This is a genomic window from Pseudomonas sp. ZL2 (genome assembly GCF_054788455.1).
In genome coordinates this window covers 1-19,856 of record NZ_JBGOGX010000029.1, presented here as the reverse complement: position 1 = coordinate 19,856, position 19,856 = coordinate 1, and the positions used below count along the sequence as shown (strand labels likewise).

At 62.9% G+C, this 19,856-nt stretch carries 20 protein-coding genes; 9 read left to right on the top strand and 11 right to left on the bottom strand.

From position 1 onward, the window contains the following. Positions 1–31 precede the first annotated feature (31 nt). Together ABM562_RS18495 and ABM562_RS18490 are read left to right on the top strand one after the other, a co-directional pair. Positions 32–2,533 (top strand): TonB-dependent siderophore receptor, encoded by a 2,502-nt coding sequence (locus tag ABM562_RS18495; protein ID WP_460422893.1) that lies wholly within the window; start codon positions 32–34, stop codon positions 2,531–2,533. A 94-nt stretch (positions 2,534–2,627) separates the two neighbouring features. Next, complete coding sequence (locus tag ABM562_RS18490) at positions 2,628–3,836, top strand: MFS transporter (protein ID WP_460422891.1); 1,209 nt, start codon at positions 2,628–2,630, stop codon at positions 3,834–3,836. Here the strand turns inward: ABM562_RS18490 and ABM562_RS18485 are convergent. After that, positions 3,827–4,870, bottom strand: coding sequence for a hypothetical protein (locus ABM562_RS18485; protein ID WP_233674326.1), 1,044 nt, complete (start codon positions 4,868–4,870; stop codon positions 3,827–3,829). The genes ABM562_RS18490 and ABM562_RS18485 overlap by 10 nt on opposite strands. Before the next feature lie 137 nt (positions 4,871–5,007). Between ABM562_RS18485 and ABM562_RS18480 the strand changes: the two genes are divergently transcribed. After that, on the top strand, positions 5,008–5,553 hold the full coding sequence (locus tag ABM562_RS18480; RefSeq protein WP_038995852.1) for a cupin domain-containing protein: 546 nt from the start codon (positions 5,008–5,010) through the stop codon (positions 5,551–5,553). A 122-nt stretch (positions 5,554–5,675) separates the two neighbouring features. Here the strand turns inward: ABM562_RS18480 and ABM562_RS18475 are convergent, their stop codons facing one another. Further along, positions 5,676–7,118: a DASS family sodium-coupled anion symporter gene (locus tag ABM562_RS18475; RefSeq protein ID WP_205125907.1), complete on the bottom strand. Its 1,443-nt coding sequence runs from the start codon at positions 7,116–7,118 to the stop codon at positions 5,676–5,678. A gap of 410 nt (positions 7,119–7,528) precedes the next feature. On the opposite strand from ABM562_RS18475, the gene ABM562_RS18470 reads away from it, so the two are divergent. Beyond that, positions 7,529–7,861: a hypothetical protein gene (locus ABM562_RS18470; RefSeq protein WP_115087465.1), complete on the top strand. Its 333-nt coding sequence runs from the start codon at positions 7,529–7,531 to the stop codon at positions 7,859–7,861. A gap of 187 nt (positions 7,862–8,048) precedes the next feature. Continuing rightward, on the top strand, positions 8,049–8,471 hold the full coding sequence (locus ABM562_RS18465; protein WP_233674324.1) for a group II truncated hemoglobin: 423 nt from the start codon (positions 8,049–8,051) through the stop codon (positions 8,469–8,471). Here the strand turns inward: ABM562_RS18465 and ABM562_RS18460 are convergent. From ABM562_RS18460 to ABM562_RS18450, 3 genes are all read right to left on the bottom strand, one after another. Further along, the gene (locus ABM562_RS18460) at positions 8,462–8,764 is read right to left on the bottom strand and encodes a hypothetical protein (RefSeq protein ID WP_115087467.1); all 303 of its coding nucleotides are present in this window, start codon (positions 8,762–8,764) and stop codon (positions 8,462–8,464) included. The two genes, ABM562_RS18465 and ABM562_RS18460, sit on opposite strands and share 10 nt — an antisense overlap. 138 nt (positions 8,765–8,902) lie before the next feature. Beyond that, entirely contained in the window at positions 8,903–9,088 is a 186-nt protein-coding gene (locus ABM562_RS18455; protein WP_115087468.1) for a hypothetical protein, read from the bottom strand. 175 nt (positions 9,089–9,263) lie between these two features. Next, on the bottom strand, positions 9,264–9,584 hold the full coding sequence (locus tag ABM562_RS18450; protein ID WP_115087469.1) for a YbjQ family protein: 321 nt from the start codon (positions 9,582–9,584) through the stop codon (positions 9,264–9,266). Positions 9,585–9,769: 185 nt separating this feature from the next. On the opposite strand from ABM562_RS18450, the gene ABM562_RS18445 reads away from it, so the two are divergent. After that, positions 9,770–11,197: an MFS transporter gene (locus ABM562_RS18445; RefSeq protein WP_115087470.1), complete on the top strand. Its 1,428-nt coding sequence runs from the start codon at positions 9,770–9,772 to the stop codon at positions 11,195–11,197. A 35-nt stretch (positions 11,198–11,232) separates the two neighbouring features. Next, positions 11,233–11,961 carry a class I SAM-dependent methyltransferase gene (locus ABM562_RS18440; RefSeq protein ID WP_115087471.1) on the top strand — a complete coding sequence of 243 codons (729 nt, stop codon included), beginning with the start codon at positions 11,233–11,235 and terminating at the stop codon, positions 11,959–11,961. A 47-nt stretch (positions 11,962–12,008) separates the two neighbouring features. Here the strand turns inward: ABM562_RS18440 and ABM562_RS18435 are convergent, their stop codons facing one another. The 6 genes from ABM562_RS18435 to ABM562_RS18410 all read right to left on the bottom strand — a co-directional run bounded on the left by ABM562_RS18435 (position 12,009) and on the right by ABM562_RS18410 (position 18,059). Next, positions 12,009–12,668, bottom strand: a complete 660-nt coding sequence (locus ABM562_RS18435) for an SAM-dependent methyltransferase (protein ID WP_115087472.1) — start codon at positions 12,666–12,668, stop codon at positions 12,009–12,011. Between the two features lie 18 nt (positions 12,669–12,686). Continuing rightward, positions 12,687–14,378, bottom strand: a complete 1,692-nt coding sequence (locus ABM562_RS18430) for a WD40 repeat domain-containing protein (RefSeq protein WP_134062182.1) — start codon at positions 14,376–14,378, stop codon at positions 12,687–12,689. 29 nt (positions 14,379–14,407) lie between these two features. Then, the gene (gene ribA / locus ABM562_RS18425) at positions 14,408–15,004 is read right to left on the bottom strand and encodes a GTP cyclohydrolase II RibA (RefSeq protein ID WP_115087474.1); all 597 of its coding nucleotides are present in this window, start codon (positions 15,002–15,004) and stop codon (positions 14,408–14,410) included. A 29-nt stretch (positions 15,005–15,033) separates the two neighbouring features. Further along, positions 15,034–16,044, bottom strand: a complete 1,011-nt coding sequence (locus ABM562_RS18420) for a formylglycine-generating enzyme family protein (protein ID WP_115087475.1) — start codon at positions 16,042–16,044, stop codon at positions 15,034–15,036. 81 nt (positions 16,045–16,125) lie between these two features. Continuing rightward, the gene (locus ABM562_RS18415; protein ID WP_115087476.1) at positions 16,126–17,016 is read right to left on the bottom strand and encodes a VOC family protein; all 891 of its coding nucleotides are present in this window, start codon (positions 17,014–17,016) and stop codon (positions 16,126–16,128) included. Beyond that, on the bottom strand, positions 17,016–18,059 hold the full coding sequence (locus ABM562_RS18410; RefSeq protein WP_460422886.1) for a methyltransferase: 1,044 nt from the start codon (positions 18,057–18,059) through the stop codon (positions 17,016–17,018). Before ABM562_RS18410 ends, ABM562_RS18415 begins: the two co-directional genes overlap by 1 nt. A 312-nt stretch (positions 18,060–18,371) precedes the next feature. On the opposite strand from ABM562_RS18410, the gene ABM562_RS18405 reads away from it, so the two are divergent. After that, on the top strand, positions 18,372–19,031 hold the full coding sequence (locus ABM562_RS18405) for a helix-turn-helix transcriptional regulator (RefSeq protein WP_233674323.1): 660 nt from the start codon (positions 18,372–18,374) through the stop codon (positions 19,029–19,031). Between the two features lie 30 nt (positions 19,032–19,061). Next, a complete protein-coding gene (locus ABM562_RS18400) occupies positions 19,062–19,799 on the top strand; it encodes a nitroreductase family protein (protein WP_115087479.1) in 738 nt (245 codons plus the stop codon). The last annotated feature ends 57 nt before the right edge of the window (positions 19,800–19,856 follow it).

The following is a 19,856-nucleotide window of genomic DNA, read 5'->3' as shown; positions in this document are numbered from 1 at the left end:
ATAATCTCATTTGCGAACGAAGAGGATTTCCATGCAACCCCGCTTCCCCCGTGCCCTTCTACCCCACCTGATTGGCAGCCACCTGCTGGCTGCCGCCCTGGTCCTGCCCCTGCTACCCCTCGCCATTGCCCAGGCCGCAGAGACCGAAAGCACCAGCAGCGGCCAGGTATTCGCCATTGAAGCGGGTTCCCTGAGCCGGGTGCTGGGCAGCTTTGCCGCAGCGGCCGGAGTCAACCTGTCGTATGACGCACAGTTGACCGCCAGCCTGCAGAGCCAAGGCCTGCAGGGCCGCTTCGGGGTACTCGAAGGGTTGAGCCAGATCCTCGCCGGCAGCGGCCTGCAAGCGTTCCGCCAGGCTGACGGCAGCTACTCGATCCGCCCGCTGCCGGCCAGCAACGGTGCACTGGAACTGGGCGCCACCACCATCGGCGCCAGCACCCTCAACACCGGCATGGAAACCACCGACAGCCTCACGGTGCGCCAGGTCAGCTTTGCCAAGGGCGAGCACTCACTGCGCGAGACGCCGCAGTCGGTGACGGTGATCACCCGCAAGATGATGGATGAGCAGAACCTCACCACCCTCGAACAGGTGATGGAGAAAACCCCGGGGATCACCGTGCATGACTCGCCCATGGGCGGTAAATACTTCTACTCGCGCGGTTTCATGCTTGCCGGCCAGTACCAGTACGACGGTGTGCCGCTGGACCTCGGTGGCAACTACGTGCAGGCCAACAGTTTTGCCAGCGACATGGCCTACTACGACCGCGTCGAAGTGCTGCGCGGTGCCGCCGGCATGCTCAAGGGCTCCGGCAGCTCCGCCGGTGGCGTCAACTTCATCCGCAAGCGCGGACAGGAAAAGGCCGCTACCAGCGTCAGCCTTTCGGCAGGCTCCTGGGACAACTACCGCGCCCAGCTCGACACCGGCGGCCCGCTGAACGCGTCCGGCAGCCTGCGTGGCCGGCTGGTGGTCGCCGGGCAGGACCGCCAATACTTCTACGACATGGGCAAGCGCGACGACCAGGTGGTCTATGGCGCACTCGACTACGACTTCAACGACGCCACCACCCTCGGCATCGGCGCCGCCTACGAGAAGCTCAATGCCACCCCGTGCTGGCAGGGCCTGCCGCGCTACAGCGATGGTTCGGACCTGAAGCTGTCGCGCTCCACCTGCCTGGGCGCGACCTGGAACAGCTGGGAAAGCCAGCGGGTCAACCTGTTCGCCGACCTCACCCATCACTTCAATGACCAGTGGCTGTTGAAAGTCGCGGCCATGCACAGCCACAACACCCAGGACATGCAGTACGCCATGACCCTGGGCAGCGTGCCGGTCGGCAGCAGCTCGGCCAACAACCCGCTGTACTCCGGCCTGTTCGACTACGACCAGCACGACTACGGCATGGACGCCTACCTGGATGGCAAATTCAACGCCTGGGGCCTGGAGCACGAGCTGATCATCGGTGCCAACGCCAGCCGGGCCAAGGGCAGCGACACCTACGCGCTGATCAACATGACCCAGTTGCTTGGCACCACCATGGACCCGTTCGCGCCCAACCGCGACATTCCCAAGCCGCCGGACAGCCTGTACCAGACCGCCTCCTACCGCGGCGGCCCGCTGCCGGTGGAAAGCGACACCCGGCAGATCGGCACCTATGCCACCTTGCGCCTGAAACTGGCCGAGCCCTTGACCCTGGTGCTTGGCAGCCGGGTCAGCTGGTACCGCAGCCAGCGCGATTCCTACACCCAGGCCTGGGACTACTGGCAGCATGACCGCAGCCAGGAAAACGGCCAGGTCACGCCGTTTGCTGCGCTGATCTACGACCTGGACGACACCTGGTCGGTGTACGGCAGCTACGCCGATATCTTCCAGCCGCAAGGCACTTACACCGACGCCCAGGGCAGCCCGCTGCAACCCAAGACCGGCGCCAACTACGAGCTGGGGATCAAGGGCGAATGGCTCGATGGCGGCCTGAACGCGGCGTTCAACCTGTTCCGCACCATCGAGGCGCACCGCGCCGAAGCCGACTATAACTCGGTATGCGCCGGCTCCTCCGACGGCTACTGCTACAGCGACAAGGGCAAGGTCCGCGCCCAGGGCTTCGAGGCCGAACTCAGCGGCGAGCTGGCCGAGCGCCTGCAGGTGCTGGCCGGCTACACCTACACCGAGCTTGAATACCTCAAGACCAATACCAACAGCCAGGACGCGACCTTCACCGCCAGCTATGTGCCACGCCATCTGTTGCGGGTCTGGGCCGACTATCAGCTGGACGGCCCGCTGCAACGCTGGAGCCTGGGCGGTGGGGTCAATGCGCAAAGCGACAACCACTACCAGGACCGCGCGGCGAAAACCGTACAGCCCGGCTATGCAATCTGGAACGCGCGCCTGGGCTACCAGCTGGACGACAACTGGAGTATCGCCGTCAACGGCAACAACCTGTTCGACAAGCATTACTACTCCAGCGTCGGCGCCCTGGCCTGGGGCAACTTCTATGGTGAGCCGCGCAATTTCATGGTGACCCTCAAAGGCGATTTCTGACGCAGGTGATTTGCGGTCGACGCCGACAGATGACAATCGTTATCATCTTCTGCCGGTCGTCGACCGCCTTGCCCTCACCTGCCCTGGATAGCCCATGACCACCGCAACGGACCCTGCCATGCTCGACGAACCCGAGCGATCTACCTTCGACCTACGCCCGTTACTGGCGGCCAACATGGCCTGCACCATGGCGATGATGGCTTTCGTGTCCTTGATCGGCCCGATTGCCCGCACGCTCGGTCTGGCCACCTGGCAGGCCGGCGCAGCGGTGACGGTTGCCGGGGTGATCTGGATGCTCCTGGCACACACCTGGGGCCGAGCCAGTGACCGGCTGGGACGGCGCAAGGTGCTGTTGCTTGGCACCGCAGGCTTCACCGCGGCCTATTGGGCGTTATGCCTGTTCATCGATACCGCCTTGCACCTGCTGCCCAGTGTCGCCCTGGCCTTTGCCGGGCTGGTGCTTGGCCGCGGCTTGATCGGCGCCTTCTACGCCGCTCTGCCGGTCGCTGGCGCGGCGCTGATTGCCGATAACATCGAACCTCAGCACCGCGCTCGGGCAATGGCTTCGCTGGGTGCGGCCAACGCCTTCGGCCTGGTGATCGGCCCGGCGCTGGCAGCGGTCCTGGCCCGCTACAGCCTGAGCCTGCCGTTCTATGTGATGGCGGTGCTACCGATGCTGGCGTTCCTGGTGCTGCTGCTCAAGCTCAAGCGTCAGGAACTGCACCTCAAGCAGCCACCCCGCCCGGTACGCCTGGCCGACCCGCGCCTGCGCCAGCCGTTGCTGGTGGCTTTCGTGGCGATGCTCAGTGTCTCGGTGGCGCAAATCACCGTCGGCTTCTTCGCCCTCGACCGTCTGGGCATGGACCCGGCCGATGCGGCGCAAACCGCCGGGGTTGCCCTGACCATGGTCGGCGTGGCGCTGATCCTGTCGCAGATCCTGGTGCGCAAACTCGAGTGGCCACCGCTGCGGATGATCCGCGTCGGCGCCAGCATCGCCGCCGTGGGCTTTGCCGCCAGCGCCCTGGCCACCAGCGCCGTGGGTTTGTGGGCGTGTTTCTTTTTCTCGGCCTGCGGCATGGGCTGGGTGTTCCCGGCGTTCTCGGCGCTGGCGGCCAATGCCATGGACGCCTCCGAACAAGGCGCCACGGCCGGTTCCATCGGCGCCGTGCAGGGCCTGGGCGTGGTCATCGGGCCGCTGGCCGGAACCCTGATCTACGCCGTCGATCCACGCCTGCCATACCTGATCGTGGGTGCCTTGTTATTGCTGGTGGGGTTTTGGCCGATGCCGCGGCGTCAGGGCTGAGCGGGTTTGGGTTTCGCGCATTCGTCGAAACCCTTGACGGTGTCGCGGCGGATCAACTGCAGTTCCTTTGTCGTCGCCGTGATAGGCCGCGCGTAATAGATGCCGTCGGCCTCGGCGAGGATTTTCATTGACTCGGTCGGCCCCTGCTCGGTATTGAGCACAATGCAGGTCCTGCCGCCCGAGCCCGACACTTGCAGGGCGTAACCGCCAATTTTTGCAGCTGCTTCGGGGAACAGCCCCACAACCATCAGCAGCAAAGTGAAGCTCACCATCAAAGGGCGAAAGACATTTTTTTGCCGATGGAAATGCACCATCATTGCCACCACCAGGACTTGCACAATCACCAGCACCAGCACTTCCAGAGCCATGATCGGCAGGAATGTCGAGGCTGAGCCGGCCAGCTCGCCCACCAGTGTTTCGACGACAGCTGTGACTTGCAGAAGCACCAGCAGTTGCAACCCGGCGCTGCACAAAGCAATCGTGTAAAACTCGCCACGTTCGGGCTTGTCGAGATCCGTAGGAACCAGCCAATGGATAAATCCTACAAAGGTTGCTATGGCAATCAGCCCGACCGGCAACAGCACCAGCCAGTACCAGTCCATGGGGCCTATCTGAATCACGAAATACCCGGAAAACGCCAGGAACAATGCCAATGCGAGGGAGCCCGCAAGCCACGCCAGGCTCACTGCGCCCCGGCTCTTCCCCTCCAACTGATCAGCCAGACGCCTACCCTTGGCATCCAGGCGCTGGAACAGCACCATGGTCGGCAGCAGGATGTTGGTGCTGAGCACCACGATCACGAAGATCATCATGGCAAACATGATTGGCAATGCCGTAATCACCGCCCCCGAAGTAATACTCAAGGGGATCTTCTCGACCTGGATGTACTGGTGCAGATAGAGCCCGGACAGGAATAGCAGACACCCCCCTAGTGGCCAGGCACGATCATTTATCCAGAGCAAACCATCACTCAACTGCCTGGCGTACTCGCGCAAGCTGCTATTGCCCTCGGGGATAGGTTCAAGCTGGCTCATCCAACACTCCCTGTCGTTGTGGCGTGCAAAATCAGGCCCGCAACACCTGCGGCCATCCATCCCTACAGGCGGACCGCTATAGCCTAACGGAATGTGCTTTAATGCTTCGCCCAAAATTTTTGACACATAAGGCGGCTATGGACACGGGGACACGACTCAAACTGGTGCGTGAACGCAACAAACTCTCCCAACGGGAGCTGGCTCGGCGCAGTGGCCTGACCAACTCGACGATCTCGCAGATCGAGCAGAATCGCGTCAGCCCTTCGGTCAGTTCCCTGAAAAAACTGCTTGAAGGCATTCCGATGTCGTTGGCGGAGTTCTTCAGTTTCGACGAGCCGATCCGCGAAGAGCGCTTTGTGTTCCGCTCCAACGAGCAGCCCGACCTTGGCAACAGTGGCCTGCGCATGCTGCTGGTGGGTGCCAGTGTCGAAGGCCGGCAGATGCGCATGTTGCGCGAGCTGTATGCGCCAGGTGCCGATTCCGGTGAGCCGATCGTGCATGCCGAGGGCGAAGAATGTGGCCTGGTGACCCGTGGCACCATCGAGCTGCGGGTGGATGGCCAGGTCAGCATCCTCAACTCCGGCGACGGTTACTACTTCCCCACCACCCTGCCCCACAGCTTCAAGAACATCGGCCAGGATGAGGCCGAGATCATCAGCGCCAACACCCCGGCGAACTTCTAGATTCGGGGGCTGCTGCCAGCCCATCGCCGGCAAGCCGGCTCCCACAGTAGATTTGTGTACACCGGAACTGTGGGAGCTGGCTTGCCAGCGATCGAGCGCGAAGCGGTCGCAATCTTGGCCCTTTACATCCAGCCCAGCCACTGCCACCAGGTAGCGGCAAACACCAGCATCAGCCCATAGCCAATCAAGGTCACCACAATCCCCACCCGGGCAAACTGCTTGGCGGTGAAGGTCTCGGTGCCCAGGCAGACCATGTTCTGCGGCGCGTTGATCGGCAGAATAAAGCCGTAACTGACCACGAAACCCAGGGCCATGGTCATGCCCAGGCGGCTGAAGTCACCCGGCAGGGTCTGCAGCACGGCGATCAGTATCGGCAGCAGCGCCGAGGTCAGCGCGGTGGCGCTGGCAAAGCCCAGGTGGATCAGAATCAGGAAGGCCGCGAGGATCGAAAACACCCCCAGGGTGCCCAGTTGATCCAGCCCGGTATGAGCCACCACCTGCGCGCCCAGCCATTGCCCGGCCTGAGTGGTAAGCAAGGTGGTGCCCAGGCTGATGCCGACACCAAAGACAATCACCGTCCCCCAGGGAATGCGCGCCTGCACGTCTTTCCAGGTCATCACCCCGATCCGTGGCAGCAGCAGGATCACCAGCCCGGCATAGGTGGTCGAGGTGGTGTCGAAGTGATGCAACTTGCCCTCGGTGGCCCAGGCCAGCAGCAACAGCAGCGACACGCCAAGCAGGCGTTTCTGCGCCGCGGTCATCGGCCCGAGTTCGGCCAGGGTCTTGCTCACTGCCGCCTTGCCGCCGGGAATCGCGTCGCTCTCGGGCGGCAGCATTTTCAGCACCAGCACGATCAGCACCACCGACATGATCAACGCCCAGGGCGCGCCGGCGATCAACCAGTCGATCCACGACACCCGGGCGCCGAGCATCTTGTCCATGAAGCCGACGGTCAGCAGGTTCTGCGCCGCCGCGGTCTGGATGCCGATGTTCCAGATGCTGGTGCCCTGGGCGACGATGATCATGATCCCGGCGGCGATGTTCGAGCGCTTGTCGACGCCAAAGGCGGCGATCACGCCCATCATGATCGGTACCACGCAGGCACTGCGCGCCGTGGCGCTGGGCACCACCAGGCTGAGTAGCACGGTGACCGCGACAGCACCGAGAAGGATGCGCCGGGTGCTGACACCGATACTCGACAGCGTCACCAGAGCGATGCGTCGGTCCAGGCCGGTGTGGGTCATGGCTGCGGCGATGAACAAGGCACCCACCACCAGGGCCAGGGCGCTGTTGGAGAACCCGGTCAGGGCCAGGGTAATGGCTGCGGAGGAGCCGTAGATCACCGAGGGGTCGGCCACGGTCGGCGCAGTGCCGAGCAAAAAGGCCATCAGCGAGGTGATCATGATCGCACTGGCTTCGTACGACACCGCTTCGGTGATCCACACCACCACGGCAAAGGCCAGGATTGCCAACACCCGGTGGCCGGCCACTGGCAGGTCGGCGGGCATCGGCAGCAACAGCACCCCGACCAGGGCCGCGATACCCACCAGCAGGCCAATAGGCATGCGGGTTCCGGCGGTTTGAGAGACAGGCGCATTGGCCGGCGAATTCATGGGTAACTCCCTGCAGAACATGTGCAGCCATGATCCTGCAGATCGCTTTAACGCAGACTGATGCGTGTCAATGCCCCGAATTCGAGGCATTGTCGGACAAGATGTAGTGCATCAAAAAAAACACTACAAAACCTGTTGACGCCGTTCGTCGCCCCTTGCATGATGAGGTCGTCTCCCCGATCGGGGGTACTGGCAAGGGTGTTCCAGGCAGCTCGACAGATCCATGAGCTGTGTGCGGATGGGTACTGCCCAAAAGGCAGCGTGTAGAAGCCCCCAGTTGTGACGCTGCTGTAGCAGCTTTCATTTAACGCTACATGTTATGCGCCAAGTGCGAACAAACAACGAATGGTCTAGGGGGCTTTATGATGAATCTGAACAATCAACCGACTGTTGAAGAACTGGCCCGGCTGTTCGCCGCGCGCAAGGACACTCTCGACAGCCACATCCTCTGGGTTTGCGAATCGGGTGAAGTTCGCCTGGACAGCCTGGAAAGCATGAGCGACGAAACGCAGTTCGAGCAATGCAACCCGAACATGCGTGCCCGCCTGAAGATGTACCGTCGCGGCCAGGGCTACGTCGGCAAGAAAGCCGCTGCCGACACCCAGTATGTCGGACGGGTTCTGCAGACCCTGCAAAGCGAATGGGCTGCGCTGCAGAACACTCCTGGCGTCGCGGTGATCGACCGTCTCTGCTAAGGGTCGCTGGGGTGCAGCACTGCCCCAGCCACGCTTGAGCCCAATCCCTGCGGATTGGGCTTTTTTATGGTTCTTCACGGAATCCTGGGGGGCTAAGCCTCAACATCCCAACCCTGGATTCCGTGAAGAGCCTTTTTTATTTATCCCGGTACCTGGCTAGAATGGCGCTTTGCACAAGAGCCCGCTTATGACCCAACCTGCTTTCGGCACCGGTGATGCCTCCTACCAGGCCGCCGGTGGCATCGACGGCCTGCGCCGCCTGGTCGATGCGTTCTACCGGTTGATGGATGAGAACCCCGAGGCACTGGCCGTGCGCCAGATGCACCCGCAAAGCCTCGATGCCTCGCGCGACAAGCTGACCTGCTTCCTCAGTGGCTGGCTCGGTGGCCCGCGGCTGTTCAGTGAACGCTATGGTCCGATCGCCATCCCGGCCTTCCATGCCCAATGGCCGATCGATGAAAACCACAGCGCCATCTGGTTGAACTGCATGGAACAGGCGATTGCCCTGCAGGATTATTCTGCCGAGTTCGCCGAGTACCTGCTGCGCCAGCTACGCGTGCCGGCCCAGCGCATCGTCCAGGCCAGCCGCGCCCGTCACCCTCAGGCCTGACGGCGCAATGGCGCCTTCTCCAGTGGCAACGCCCCGGTAGCCAGTGCCCTGGCCCGGTCGACGCCCCAGACCATGGCGCGCGTCATGGTTTCACAGGGGCGGTTGTCGTAGTACTCCTCGACCATGGCCTTGCCCTGGCGCGTATAGATGCCGAGGAACAATTGCGTGGCGCCGGTACGCGACAGCCTTACCTGTACGTCGAGGCTGGTCCCGTCACTGAGCTGTTCGTCATGGCTGCGGCTGTGCAGTTGTGCGTCGGCCCAGTTCCAGTAAGTCTCTTCCCTGATACGCATCGAATGGCTCCTGTATTGATGGCGGCGATAGTAAGGCACACAACCCGGCATCAGGCGAGTGCGAGCCACGCAACCTTTGCGCAAGGTCAAACAATGCAAAAAAAACCCCGCCGTTGGGCGGGGTGGTGGACGATTCGTTTACTTCTTCGCGGGCAAGCGCGGGGTGAATTTGCCCTTCTTGCTACGCTGCAGCGCGTTCAGGCGCACCTGTGCGTCTTCCTGCGTCATGTTGGTAAAACCCAGCCGATAGCCGCTCTGCCCGCAACGGATTAGATTGTTGATTGGAAAAGCGTCGCCGTTGTCCTCATTGAACAAGTCAACCATGCCCCAGTCTCCCTCCGACAGCGGATCAGTACCGGCAAACAGATGATTGCCCAGAAAAGCACTGACCCTGGTGATTCTGAGACTAGCCGGTCATTTACGGACCACACGGGCAAAGACAAAAAAGCCCGACCAATGGCCGGGCTATTTTGTCGCACCCCAGGGTGACTTGAGAGGCTTACTTGAGCTTTACGGCGGTGCCGGTGACAAACACCACGACCATGCCACCGCGCGCCGACGGCATGCTGATTTCGTAATCCAGGCCCACCACTGCATCGGCCTGCAGGCTGCGCGCGCGGGCGCGGATTTCATCGGTGGCCTGGATGCGTGCCTCTTTCAGCGCGCTTTCCAGGGTTTGTGAACGGCCACCGAAAAAGTCGCGGAAACTGGCGAAAATATCGCGAACCACGTTGATACCCTGGACCGACTCGGCGCTGACCACATCCAGATAGGCGGCAATTTCCCGGCCTTCGATGGTCCCTGTGGTAGTGATGATCATACTGCTCTCCTTCGGCCTTGCCAGTCAGCCGCCCGACGCTTCAGCGAGCGGGCGGTAAAAAAACGCGATGGTAGCAAAACCAAGGCCAGTCGCGCGGTCTATTTATACAAGCAATACATTGTGTAATAGTGCGACTGCACCTAGACTTTCAGCCACTCGAAACCCCACCTGCGAAGGAGCCGCGCATGAACACCGCCCATCCCCCTGCCCCCGCTTCATGGGCTGAATTGTTGCGCGGGCGCAACGCCCTGCGCTCGATTGCCCTGGCCGGAGGTGTGGCCTTGCATGCGATCAACGTCTATATAGTGACCACCATTTTGCCGACCGTGATTGCCGACATCGGCGGCCTGGCCTTTTATGCCTGGAGCACCACCCTGTTCGTCGCCACCTCGATCATTGGTTCGACCCTGTCGGCGCAATTGATCGAACGCCTGGGCGCGCGGGCAGCCTTTCTCCTGGCCCTGGCAGTGTTCGCCCTGGGCTCGGTGATCTGCGCCGCAGCGCCCAGCATGCCGGTGCTGCTGATCGGCCGCAGCGTCCAGGGCCTGGGCGGCGGCATCCTGTTTGCCCTGAGCTACGCGCTGATCCGCCTGGTATTCGACGAACGCCTGTGGCCGCGGGCCATGGCCCTGGTGTCCGGCATGTGGGGCGTGGCCACCCTGTGCGGACCGGCGGTCGGTGGCATCTTTGCCCAGGGCGGCCATTGGCGCTGGGCATTCTGGTCACTGCTGCCGGTGGCGGCGCTGCTGGCGCTGATCGTCATCAGTCAGTTGAGCAACAAGGTTGCCGCCCGCTCGCAATCCCGTCCGCCCTATGGCCTGATCGCCTGCCTGGTGGCGTCAGTACTGGCGATTTCCGCCGCCAGCCTGTCGACGCAGCTGCTCTGGAACCTGATCGGCATCGGCGCGGGGCTGGCCCTTGCCGCACTCATCGCCCGCCTCGACCATACCCCTGGCCGACGCCTGCTGCCCACCGGCGCCTACGCACTGGGCACGCCGCTGGGCGCGCTGTACGCGGTGATGTGCCTGCTGATCGCGGCGATCACCACGGAAATATTCGTCCCCTATTTTCTTCAGGAAATTCACGGCCTGAGCCCACTTGCCGCCGGCTATATGACGGCGGCCATGGCCGCAGGCTGGACCGTCGCCGCGTTGTTCAGCGCCAGCCGCACAGGTGCTGGCGCCGAGCGCATGATCCGCTTCGGCCCGGCAGTGATCCTCGTGGCCCTGCTGGCGCTGGCGCTGATGACCCCGCAACAGCCGTGGCTGGCCCAGGCGTCGGGCCTGGCGTTGTATTGCCTGGCCCTGGCCGGGGTCGGGCTAGGGATCGGCCTGGGCTGGCCGCACCTGCTGACGCGGGTGCTCAGCGCTGCCCGCGCAGGCGAAGAGAACCTCGCCTCGGCGTCGATCACCACCGTGCAACTGTACGCCACCGCCCTGTCCGCGGCGCTGGCCGGGCTGGTCAGCAACAGCGCCGGGCTGGTCGAGCCCGGCGGCGTCGCCGGGGCACAGCAGGCCTCGACGTGGCTGTTCAGCGTGTTTGCCCTGGCGCCAGCGCTGGCCCTGCTGCTGACCTGGCGCCTTACCCGAAACCCGGCCAGGGCCCTGGCCTGATGAGTTGAGTCCCCCGTCCGATGCAAGGAGCAGCGATGAAAGAAGCCAAACAGGTGTACGAGCGCATCAGCGAACAGTTTGAAGACTTCACCAGCCACGCCAGCCAGCGCGGCATCGAAGTCGATACCTTCCGCTACATGGTCGGCAACGTGCAGGGCCTGGAGATTCTCGACCTGGCCTGCGGTCACGGCTTTTTCAGCCGTCAGCTCAAGGACTGGGGCGCTGCCCATGTGCGCGGCGTGGATATTTCGCCGAGCATGATCTATCAGGCCCGCCAGGCCAACGACGGCATCGCCTACGAAGTGCGGGACGTGGCGCAGATGGGGCGCATCGGCACCTACGACAAGGTTACCGCTGCCTGGCTGTTCAATTACGCCAGCAGCGTCGAGGAGCTGGGGCGGATGTTCAGCAGCGCCGCGCAGAACCTCAAACCCGGCGGCCAGTTGGTGGCCTATACCGCCAACCCGGCGTTCGACCTGGGCAAGGGCAACTTCACCCGCTATGGCATCAGTGTGCTGGATGAAAATGTCGTGAATGGCGGCTATCGCTGCAAGGCGCAGTTCATGTCCACGCCGCCGGCCGACTTCACCTACTACCGCTGGCGTCAGGACGTGTATGAAGACGCGGCAAAAGCCGCGGGGTTCAGCGACTGCCGCTGGATCGCGCCCTTGATCAGCAAACAACGCAAGGATGCCCGGGAGCCGGGCTACTGGGATGGGTTCGAAAGCAACAGCCTGCAGATCGGCCTGATCTGCAGGAAGTAAACAGAACGGCCGGGAGCTGAAACCTCAGATCCCGGCCGTGATCACCCTCAGTTGCGGACCAGCGCCAGCAGGTACATGGCGTCGCCATGCTGGCGTTCGATCACCACCAGTTCCTGCCAGGCAAAGCCGTAGCCTTCGAGGCTGTCGCGGATGCCCTGCTCGGTGAAGAAGTAACCCTGGCGCTGGTTGTCCATCTCGCGCCAGCCCGGTACCGGGTTGCTACTGTCCACGCCAAAGACGTTAAGGGCAATCAGACCGCCCTTGCGCACATGGCTGCGCATATGCGCCAGGTAGGCATCCCACTCATCGGGGTGCTGATGGTGGAAGCAGCCGTTGTCGAGTACCGCGTCGAACTGCCGACCGTCCGCTGTCTGCCAGTCCTGCAAAGCGCTGTTGACCAGCTCCAGGCGTTCGCCCCAGCGCTTGCGCAATAGCGGCCAGCTGGAGTTCTCGACGATGTCCAGGCCGGTGACCCGGTGCCCGGCCTGGATGAACTCCGAGGCATCGCGGCCACGTCCGACGCCGACATCGAGGATGCGCTGGTCGGGCTTGTCGCCCAGCGCCGCGAGGAAAACCCGCGCCGCCCGGGCCATGCCGATGTCCCACGACCACTCGTCCTCGCCATGGCTATAGCGGTGCACGAACGAGGTATCGAGGGCCTTGCGGTACGCCGAAGGCTCCATGAAATCCACTGCCTGCTTGCTCATTGACCGATCTCCTCGCACTCAGGAAGCACGCCGGGCGGCGATGCCATAGATGTTGCCGTCATAGGAGCTGGCCAGAAAATCATGCTGCTGGCCGCTGTGGGTGATACAGGAAATGCCGCTCGCGGTTGGCCGTTGCAGCGGCTGCCAGCTGCGCGTGGCCAGGTTGAACAGCGCCACGGTGCCGTTGTAGGCGGCGGTGGCGATGATCGCGCCATCGGCCGAGGCGCCGATGCACTTGATCGAGTGCTGGTGCGGCGAATCGTAGACCTCATCACCGCCCTCCAGCCACAGACGCAGCTTGAGGTCACGACCGATGCTGGCAAAGCCGCCTTCGATCTGGCAGCAACCGTTGGAGATCCGCGCGTGGGCGTTGTCGATGTGGCGGGCGCAACTAAAGTCGTCGATGCGGTGCAAGGCGGCGTCGGCCGAGGCGCAGACGCTGAACAGGTAACGCTCATTGGCGGCCACGCCCTTGATGGCGTTGTCGTGCATGGCGATCGAAGCCACCAGCTTCAGGCCGTCGCGACCGTCGAGGATGAACACCAGGCCTTCGCCGGTGTAGGTGCCGATCAACGCATGCGGCACGCCATCCTTTTCAAAGGTGGTGCCACAGTTCAGGGGCGAGCGGTGCTGGTACAACAGCTGTCCGCTGAGGGCATCGAACACCTGGCCCATCTGCCCGCCGGTCAACAGCAGCGGCCCGAACGGCAGGAGGAAGTTGCACAGGCTGCCGACCCCGGTCACCGGCTTGTTGTCGCGAAACAGCAAGCCGGCATCGCCGATGCTGTACTGCTGGCCCTGGGCAGTCACCACCGCGTTGATGCTGACCGCGGGCTGGATACCGTCGACGCTCCACTCGTCACGCTCGTAGTTCCAGGTGGCGTAGCGTGAACCGAAGGTGGCGAACACCAGTTCTTCTTCGCCAACAAAGGCGCAGCTGCGCGGCCAGATGATGCTCGGCAGCGCGGTGCTGCGCAGCTTGCTGAGGTTGTGCTGGGCATCGAAGCGCCAGAGAATTGCCGAACGGTCGTAGCTGAGGGTCACCAACAGTTGCTTGTCATCGTTCCAGACGATGCGCTTGATCCCGGCGTCGTGGGCGGCAACGCTGCGCACCTGGCCCTGGCCGATGATCGAGATGCGCCCCTCGTCGTCGCCGGCGAACACCACGCCGTTGCGGGTGATGGCAATGGTGTCGGTCTCGACGCCGCCGATATCCACCTCATCGCACTGGGCGAAGCTGGTGGTGTCCCACTGGCGCACGGTGCCATCGTCGCTGCTGGAAATCAGGCGCTTGCCGTCCGGCGACCAGACCACCGAAATCACGTCGGCCTGGTGGCCATGGAAACTGCCCTTGAGGTTGCCCTGCAAATCGAAAATGCGCAGCACATGATCACGTGAACAGGTGGCAACCAGCGTGCCGTCGGGCGAGAACACCGCCATCTCGACGTCGTCCTGGTGACCGGACAGCACCGCCTTGAGGCGCATGCTCGGCACTTCCCAGATCCGCGCGGTGTAGTCGCTGCTGGCGCTGACCAGGTGCTTGCCGTCGGCGCTGAAGGCACACTGGTTGGCCAGGTGATCATGGTGCACGCGATGGATCGGCAGACCGGTGCGGGCGTTCCACAGGATGACCTGGTTGTCGTAGCCGGCGGTGGCCACGAACTCTGCTGCATGGGCGGCAATGCCGCTGATAGGGCCTATGTGTTTCATCGAAAAATCCTTTTTTCTTCAGAGAACAATCAAAGCTTGATGGAGTGGCTGGACTTGGCCACCTTCGACAGCAGGTAGTTGCGGTTGTGCTGGGTGAGGAACACCCCGGTCGGCACCTGGTCGACCACGTCGATGCCGCCATCACGCAGCTGCTGGACCTTGTCGGGGTTGTTGGTGAGCAGACGGCAGCGGTGCACGTTGAGGGCCTTGAGCATCTGCGCCGCGGGGCTGAAGCTGCGCGAATCCGCCGGATGGTTGAGTTCGAGATTGGCCTCATAGGTGTCCAGGCCACGGTCCTGCAGCAGGTACGTCTCGAACTTGGAGTACAGGCCGATACCACGGCCCTCCTGACGCAGGTAGATCAGGTAGCCGCCCTGCACGTTCAGGGTGTTGAGGGCCTCCTGCAATTGCGGGCCGCAGTCGCAGCGCTGGGAGCCGAACACATCGCCGGTAATGCATTCGGAATGCACCCGCACCAGCGGCACCTCGGCCTTGTCCAGGTTGATGCCGACGGCAAAATGCTCGTTGTGCTTGTCGAAGCCCTTGAAGCCGAAGAAGTGAGCGTCGACCGAACCGCCCAAAATGGAAATCGGCACCTTGGTGTGCAGCGAAACGTCGTTGTTCATGATCAAACCTCGCACGATTGACAGATGTTTCAGTTGTTGTTTTCTACCAGGCGAAAGCCCATGACATAGATCGGTCGCGGGTAGCGCCCATGTCGCCGAGGGTTGCGCGCCAGGTCGCGAAAGCGCGTGAAGCTGCCACCACGGGCGATACGGTGACGACCGACATCCAGCACCAGGTCGTCGTTGATCTGCGGGCCACCGGGGTACGGCCGATAGTCATCGGCGACGTATTCCTCGACGTTACCGGCCATGTCCAGCGCACCAAACACCGAGGCGCCCTGGGGAAATACCCCCACCGGGGTGCTGTCCAGGTAACCCAGTTCGATGGTGTTGGCGTATTCGGCGTGGAAGCTCTCGCCCCAGGGAAACTGCAGGCGCTGGGGCCCGGCCGCGGCATGTTCCCACTGGGCTTCGGTGGGCAGGCTGAAGCGTCGGCCGGTGCGCTGGCTCAACCACTGCGCATAGGCATCGGCGTCCGTGTCACTGACGCTGTACACCGGGTGGTTGGCGCGCTGCAGCGGGTAGCGGCCGAAGGCCCAGCTGCTGGGCAGCGCCGGGTGGCCGGTGTCGAGCAAGAATTCCCGGTACTCGCTGTTGGTCACGGCAAAGCGGGCGATGCGGTAGCGGTCCAGATCGACGCTGTGCAGCGGGGTTTCCTTCTCGATCCAGCTACGGTCCAGGCCCAGGCCCTCGAAGTCGTCCATGACCTGGCCGACCCTTGCAGGGTCCAGGCCGATCTGCACGGTCGCAGCGGGAATGTCGATCATCTGCGGGTTGAACACATCGATGCGCGGGTCGCCGCGCAAGCCCAGCACTTCGCCAGCGGCAATGCGCCGGTACAGCGGCGCGCCAGCGCTTTCAAGCAGCGCCAGCAATTGTTCGACCGGTGTATCGAGCATCGAGCTGATCGCCAGCCCCACCTGCTCCACCAGCGGGTATTCCAGGTAATGTTCCGGGTAGCCCATCAGCACCCGGTCGGTAACATCTTTGGGCAGCGGGCTGGGGAGCCGCGGCCAGTGCCGATCCTTGAGACTGTTCATCCTTGCACCTTGTTTTGAGTAACGACGCCCACGACGGGGCCGAACCCGGTTCGGCCCACGACGTAGTACCCAGGGGTAGCCTCAGAGCTGGTCGAGCAGCAGCCGGCGATTGGTTTCGATCATCTCGATTTCCGCGCTGTAGACTTCGACCACCAGGCCATCGGGGTCTTCGAAGTACACGGCGCTGCGCACGTTATCCGGGCCATGGTGATAACCCGGCGCCGGGCCGTTGCCCTTGACCAGCTTGATCGAGCCATTGGCGGTGACCCGCTCGGCGATGCGCTTGACGTCTTCGGGCAAGGCGCGAATGCCGATGTGATAGCCCGGCGGGTAGCTGAACTCGGCGCTCTGCTCGATGAAGAAATCAAAGCCGTTTAGCTCCATCACCACCTTGCGCGGGCCGAGGTTGTAGCAGTAGCGCGCGCCGAAGATGTTGCGGTAGAAGGCCTGGGAAACCTCCAGATCACGGGCCAGGATGTTGATGTGATTGAGCTGCGGCTGCTGGCGGGCCAGCGCGGCGGCGTCGATCGACACCCCTTCAAGGGCACGCCACATCTTTACTGCAGCGGTAAACTTCGCGTACCCGGCCAGCCAGGTTTTCAGCGCCTCGCTCGACTGCGGCTTGTCCAGCTGGGTCAGGCCATAGGGGTAGACGAAGCAGGCCGCAGCCTGCGACAGCTGCTGGTTGATGGCCTCTGCAGCAGGCTCCCTGCCCTGGCTGTCGGCCAGGCGCACCAGGGTCACCGCCGTGTTGCGATAGAGGGCTTCGGCTGCCTTGAGCTGGGCAGCCAGCGCCGCTTGCTGATCACTTGCCAGCAGCACGATCAGGCCATCGGCCTCGCCCTGGCGGGACAGTTGCGCGGTAGCGTGCAATTCGAAACCGGCGGCGCTGGCCACCTGGCCCAGCTCACCGATCAGGGTCAGCGCACGGGCGTCAGGATTGGCCCCGTGCAGCAGAATGAACTTGAGCATCAGTTGACCCTCCGCCCGACCAGCAGGGTGTAGCGACCGATCGGCTCCTGGTCGACGCTCAGGCCCTGATCCTGCAGCTGTTTTGCCAGCCAGCGGGTCGGGTGCAGCTCGCCATTCACGGTGTTGACCATCATGTGCAGGGAGAAGTCAGCCGACAGCGCCGGGTGAATCTCGTCCTCGTCCAGGGTCATGCTGAGGATCAGCAAGGCGCCGTGGTGTTCGAGCAACCGGCTGGCGCCCTTGATCAGCGTGGTGGTCTGTTCACGGGTGAAGTAATGCAGGCAGTCGTTGAGCATCACCACGTCGGCGCGCGCGTCCTGGTAACGGGCAAGGTCGAGCAGGTTGCGCTCCTTGAAGCTCAGGCGCTGCTCGAGCTGGTACTTGCCAATGGTGCTCTCGGCCGCCTGGCGGGTGGCGCCCAGGTCCCAGATTTCGCCGCTGACCTGCGGGTGGCGGCGGGCGATCTCGGCGATGTAGGTACCGTGGCCGCCAGCCAGGTCGATGACCGTCTTCGCCTGGTCAAAGACTGACAGCTCACGCAGTACATCGACCATTGGCTGGCTGAAGCGGACCATGGCATCGTTAAAGGCATCGCGGGCGGCGACGTCATGCTTGAAGCGGTTTTCCTGCTGAAAGTCCAGTGACCGGGTGGTGCTGAGAATCTCGCCCAGGCGCGGCCAGTTCTGCCATTGCAGGCGCTGGTGAGCAATGATCGGGCCGATGAATTCAGCACTGCTGCTGACCAGGAAGCGCTCGCTCAACGGCTGGTTGACGAAACCGTTGTCGGTTTTTTGCAGCAGGCCCATGGCGACCAGGGCATTGAGGAAGATCTTGCCCTTGTTGGCCACCCAGCCCAGCGCCAGGCTCACGGCCTCGGCCTTGACCGGCGTGCGGGTGTGGTCGAACACCTGGTGCGCCACCGCCGCATGGAGGATGGCCGACTGGCGGTACTGATCGGAGAGTTTCACCAGGTCGAACACACCATTGAGGGCATTGGTTTCCTCGGCGTGTTCATAGATGGTCACCGGTTTTTGCGCATTCATACACTCACTTCCCTGTTGAGTTTCATTTCCTGCATGTTCCAGGCCGATGGCCTGCCGTGCACGGCAAGGTTCTGGCTGTTGGCGGTGCTCACTGCGGCCACAGGCGCAAAACTAAGAAATGATCCTAGTCGCTGGCTGGAAAAACACAAATTCGATCTTTTATATTTTTTCGAGCTTTAAACTTTACTGCTGATACCTTTTACAAATAACCATCGCAATGCTAAAACTGGCTATGCTCAAGCTCGTTACCTGCGCAATGGATGGCGCCACAGGTCGACCGTTAACGCCTATTCGCAGGGTTATTTGCACACGATGACTGCACCCGCCGCCGACGCCAGCTCCACCGCCGACCGCATCCTGTTTTTGCTCAAGACCCGTGGCGCGCTGAAAACCACCGACCTTGCCAGCTTGCTGGACATCACCTTTGAAGCCGCGCGCCAGCAGATCCAGAAGCTGCAGAGCGCCGAGCTGATCACTGGCATCAGTGCACCGGCCAAGGGCGCTGGCCGTCCTTCGCAGAAGTGGACCCTGACCGAAGCCGCGCAGCGGCGCTTCCCCGACTCCCACAGCGTGCTGACCCTGCAACTGATCGAGACGGTCGAACAGGTGTTCGGCCATGAAGGCGTCGACCAACTCATCACCCGCATGGAAACCGCCAACCGCAGCGAATACCTGCAGGCCTGCAGCCTGGCCGAAACGATCGAAGACAAGGTGCGGATCCTGGTGCAGCTGCGCGAACGCGCTGGCTACATGGCGGAAATGGTCGAGAGCGACAACGGCTGGCTGATCATCGAAAACCACTGCCCTATTTGTGTGGCGGCATCACGCTGCCAGGGGTTTTGCCGCTCAGAGTTGCAGATCTTCCAGTCGGTGTTTGGCGAGCAGGCGCTTGTCGAGCGCTGCGAACATCTGATATCAGGTGACCGACGCTGCGTGTACCGGGTTTCGCCGAGGACGGCGCCCGCGCAGTAACCCCCTAAGTCCTTAAGGAATGAGGCGCACATGAACCCGACCATCGAGCTGCTCGCCAGCCACCGCAGCGAGCGCAGTTTCCACAGCAGACCGATCAGCGACGACCTGCTTGACGCCATCCTCCAGGCGGCCCACCAGGCGCCGACTTCGTTCAATGCTCAGCATATTTCCGCGGTGGTGGTGCGCGATGCCGAGCGCCGCCGGCAAATCGCCGAGCTTGCCGGTGGGCAACCGTGGATTGCCGCGGCGCCGGTGTTCATCACCTTGGTAGTGGACTTCTACAAGACCGAACTGGCAGCGCGCCTGAGCGGTGACCAGCAGTGCATCCACCAACACCTGGAAGGCATGATTGCCGCCTGCACCGATGGCGGCATCATCCTCTCGATGCTGATGACCGCGGCGCGCTCGCTGGGTTTGGGCGTGGTGCCGGTGGGCGGCATTCGCGCCAACGCCAGCGGCATGATCGAGCTGCTCGGTTTGCCGGAAAAATCCTTTGCCCTGTGCGGGGTTGCGCTGGGTTACGTGCAACAGCCGGCGCTGCAAAAACCGCGTTTGCCCTTGGCTTCGTTTCGTCATGACGAGCGCTATGACGCCCAAGCGTTGCCGGCGGCGATCGAGGCATACGATGCTGCGCTGATGGAGCATTGGCAAGTTGCCGGGCGGGTTGAGGGGCAGAATTGGTCGGGCAGTATCGGTCGTTGCTATGCGCGCAATTATCGGCCGCAGCTCAAAGCGCAGTTGCTGGCCAACGGGTTGGCGGCGGACTGAACGGCCTCATCGCGGGTCAAGCTGAACTGGCCTAATGATTTTGGACACCTTCGTCGG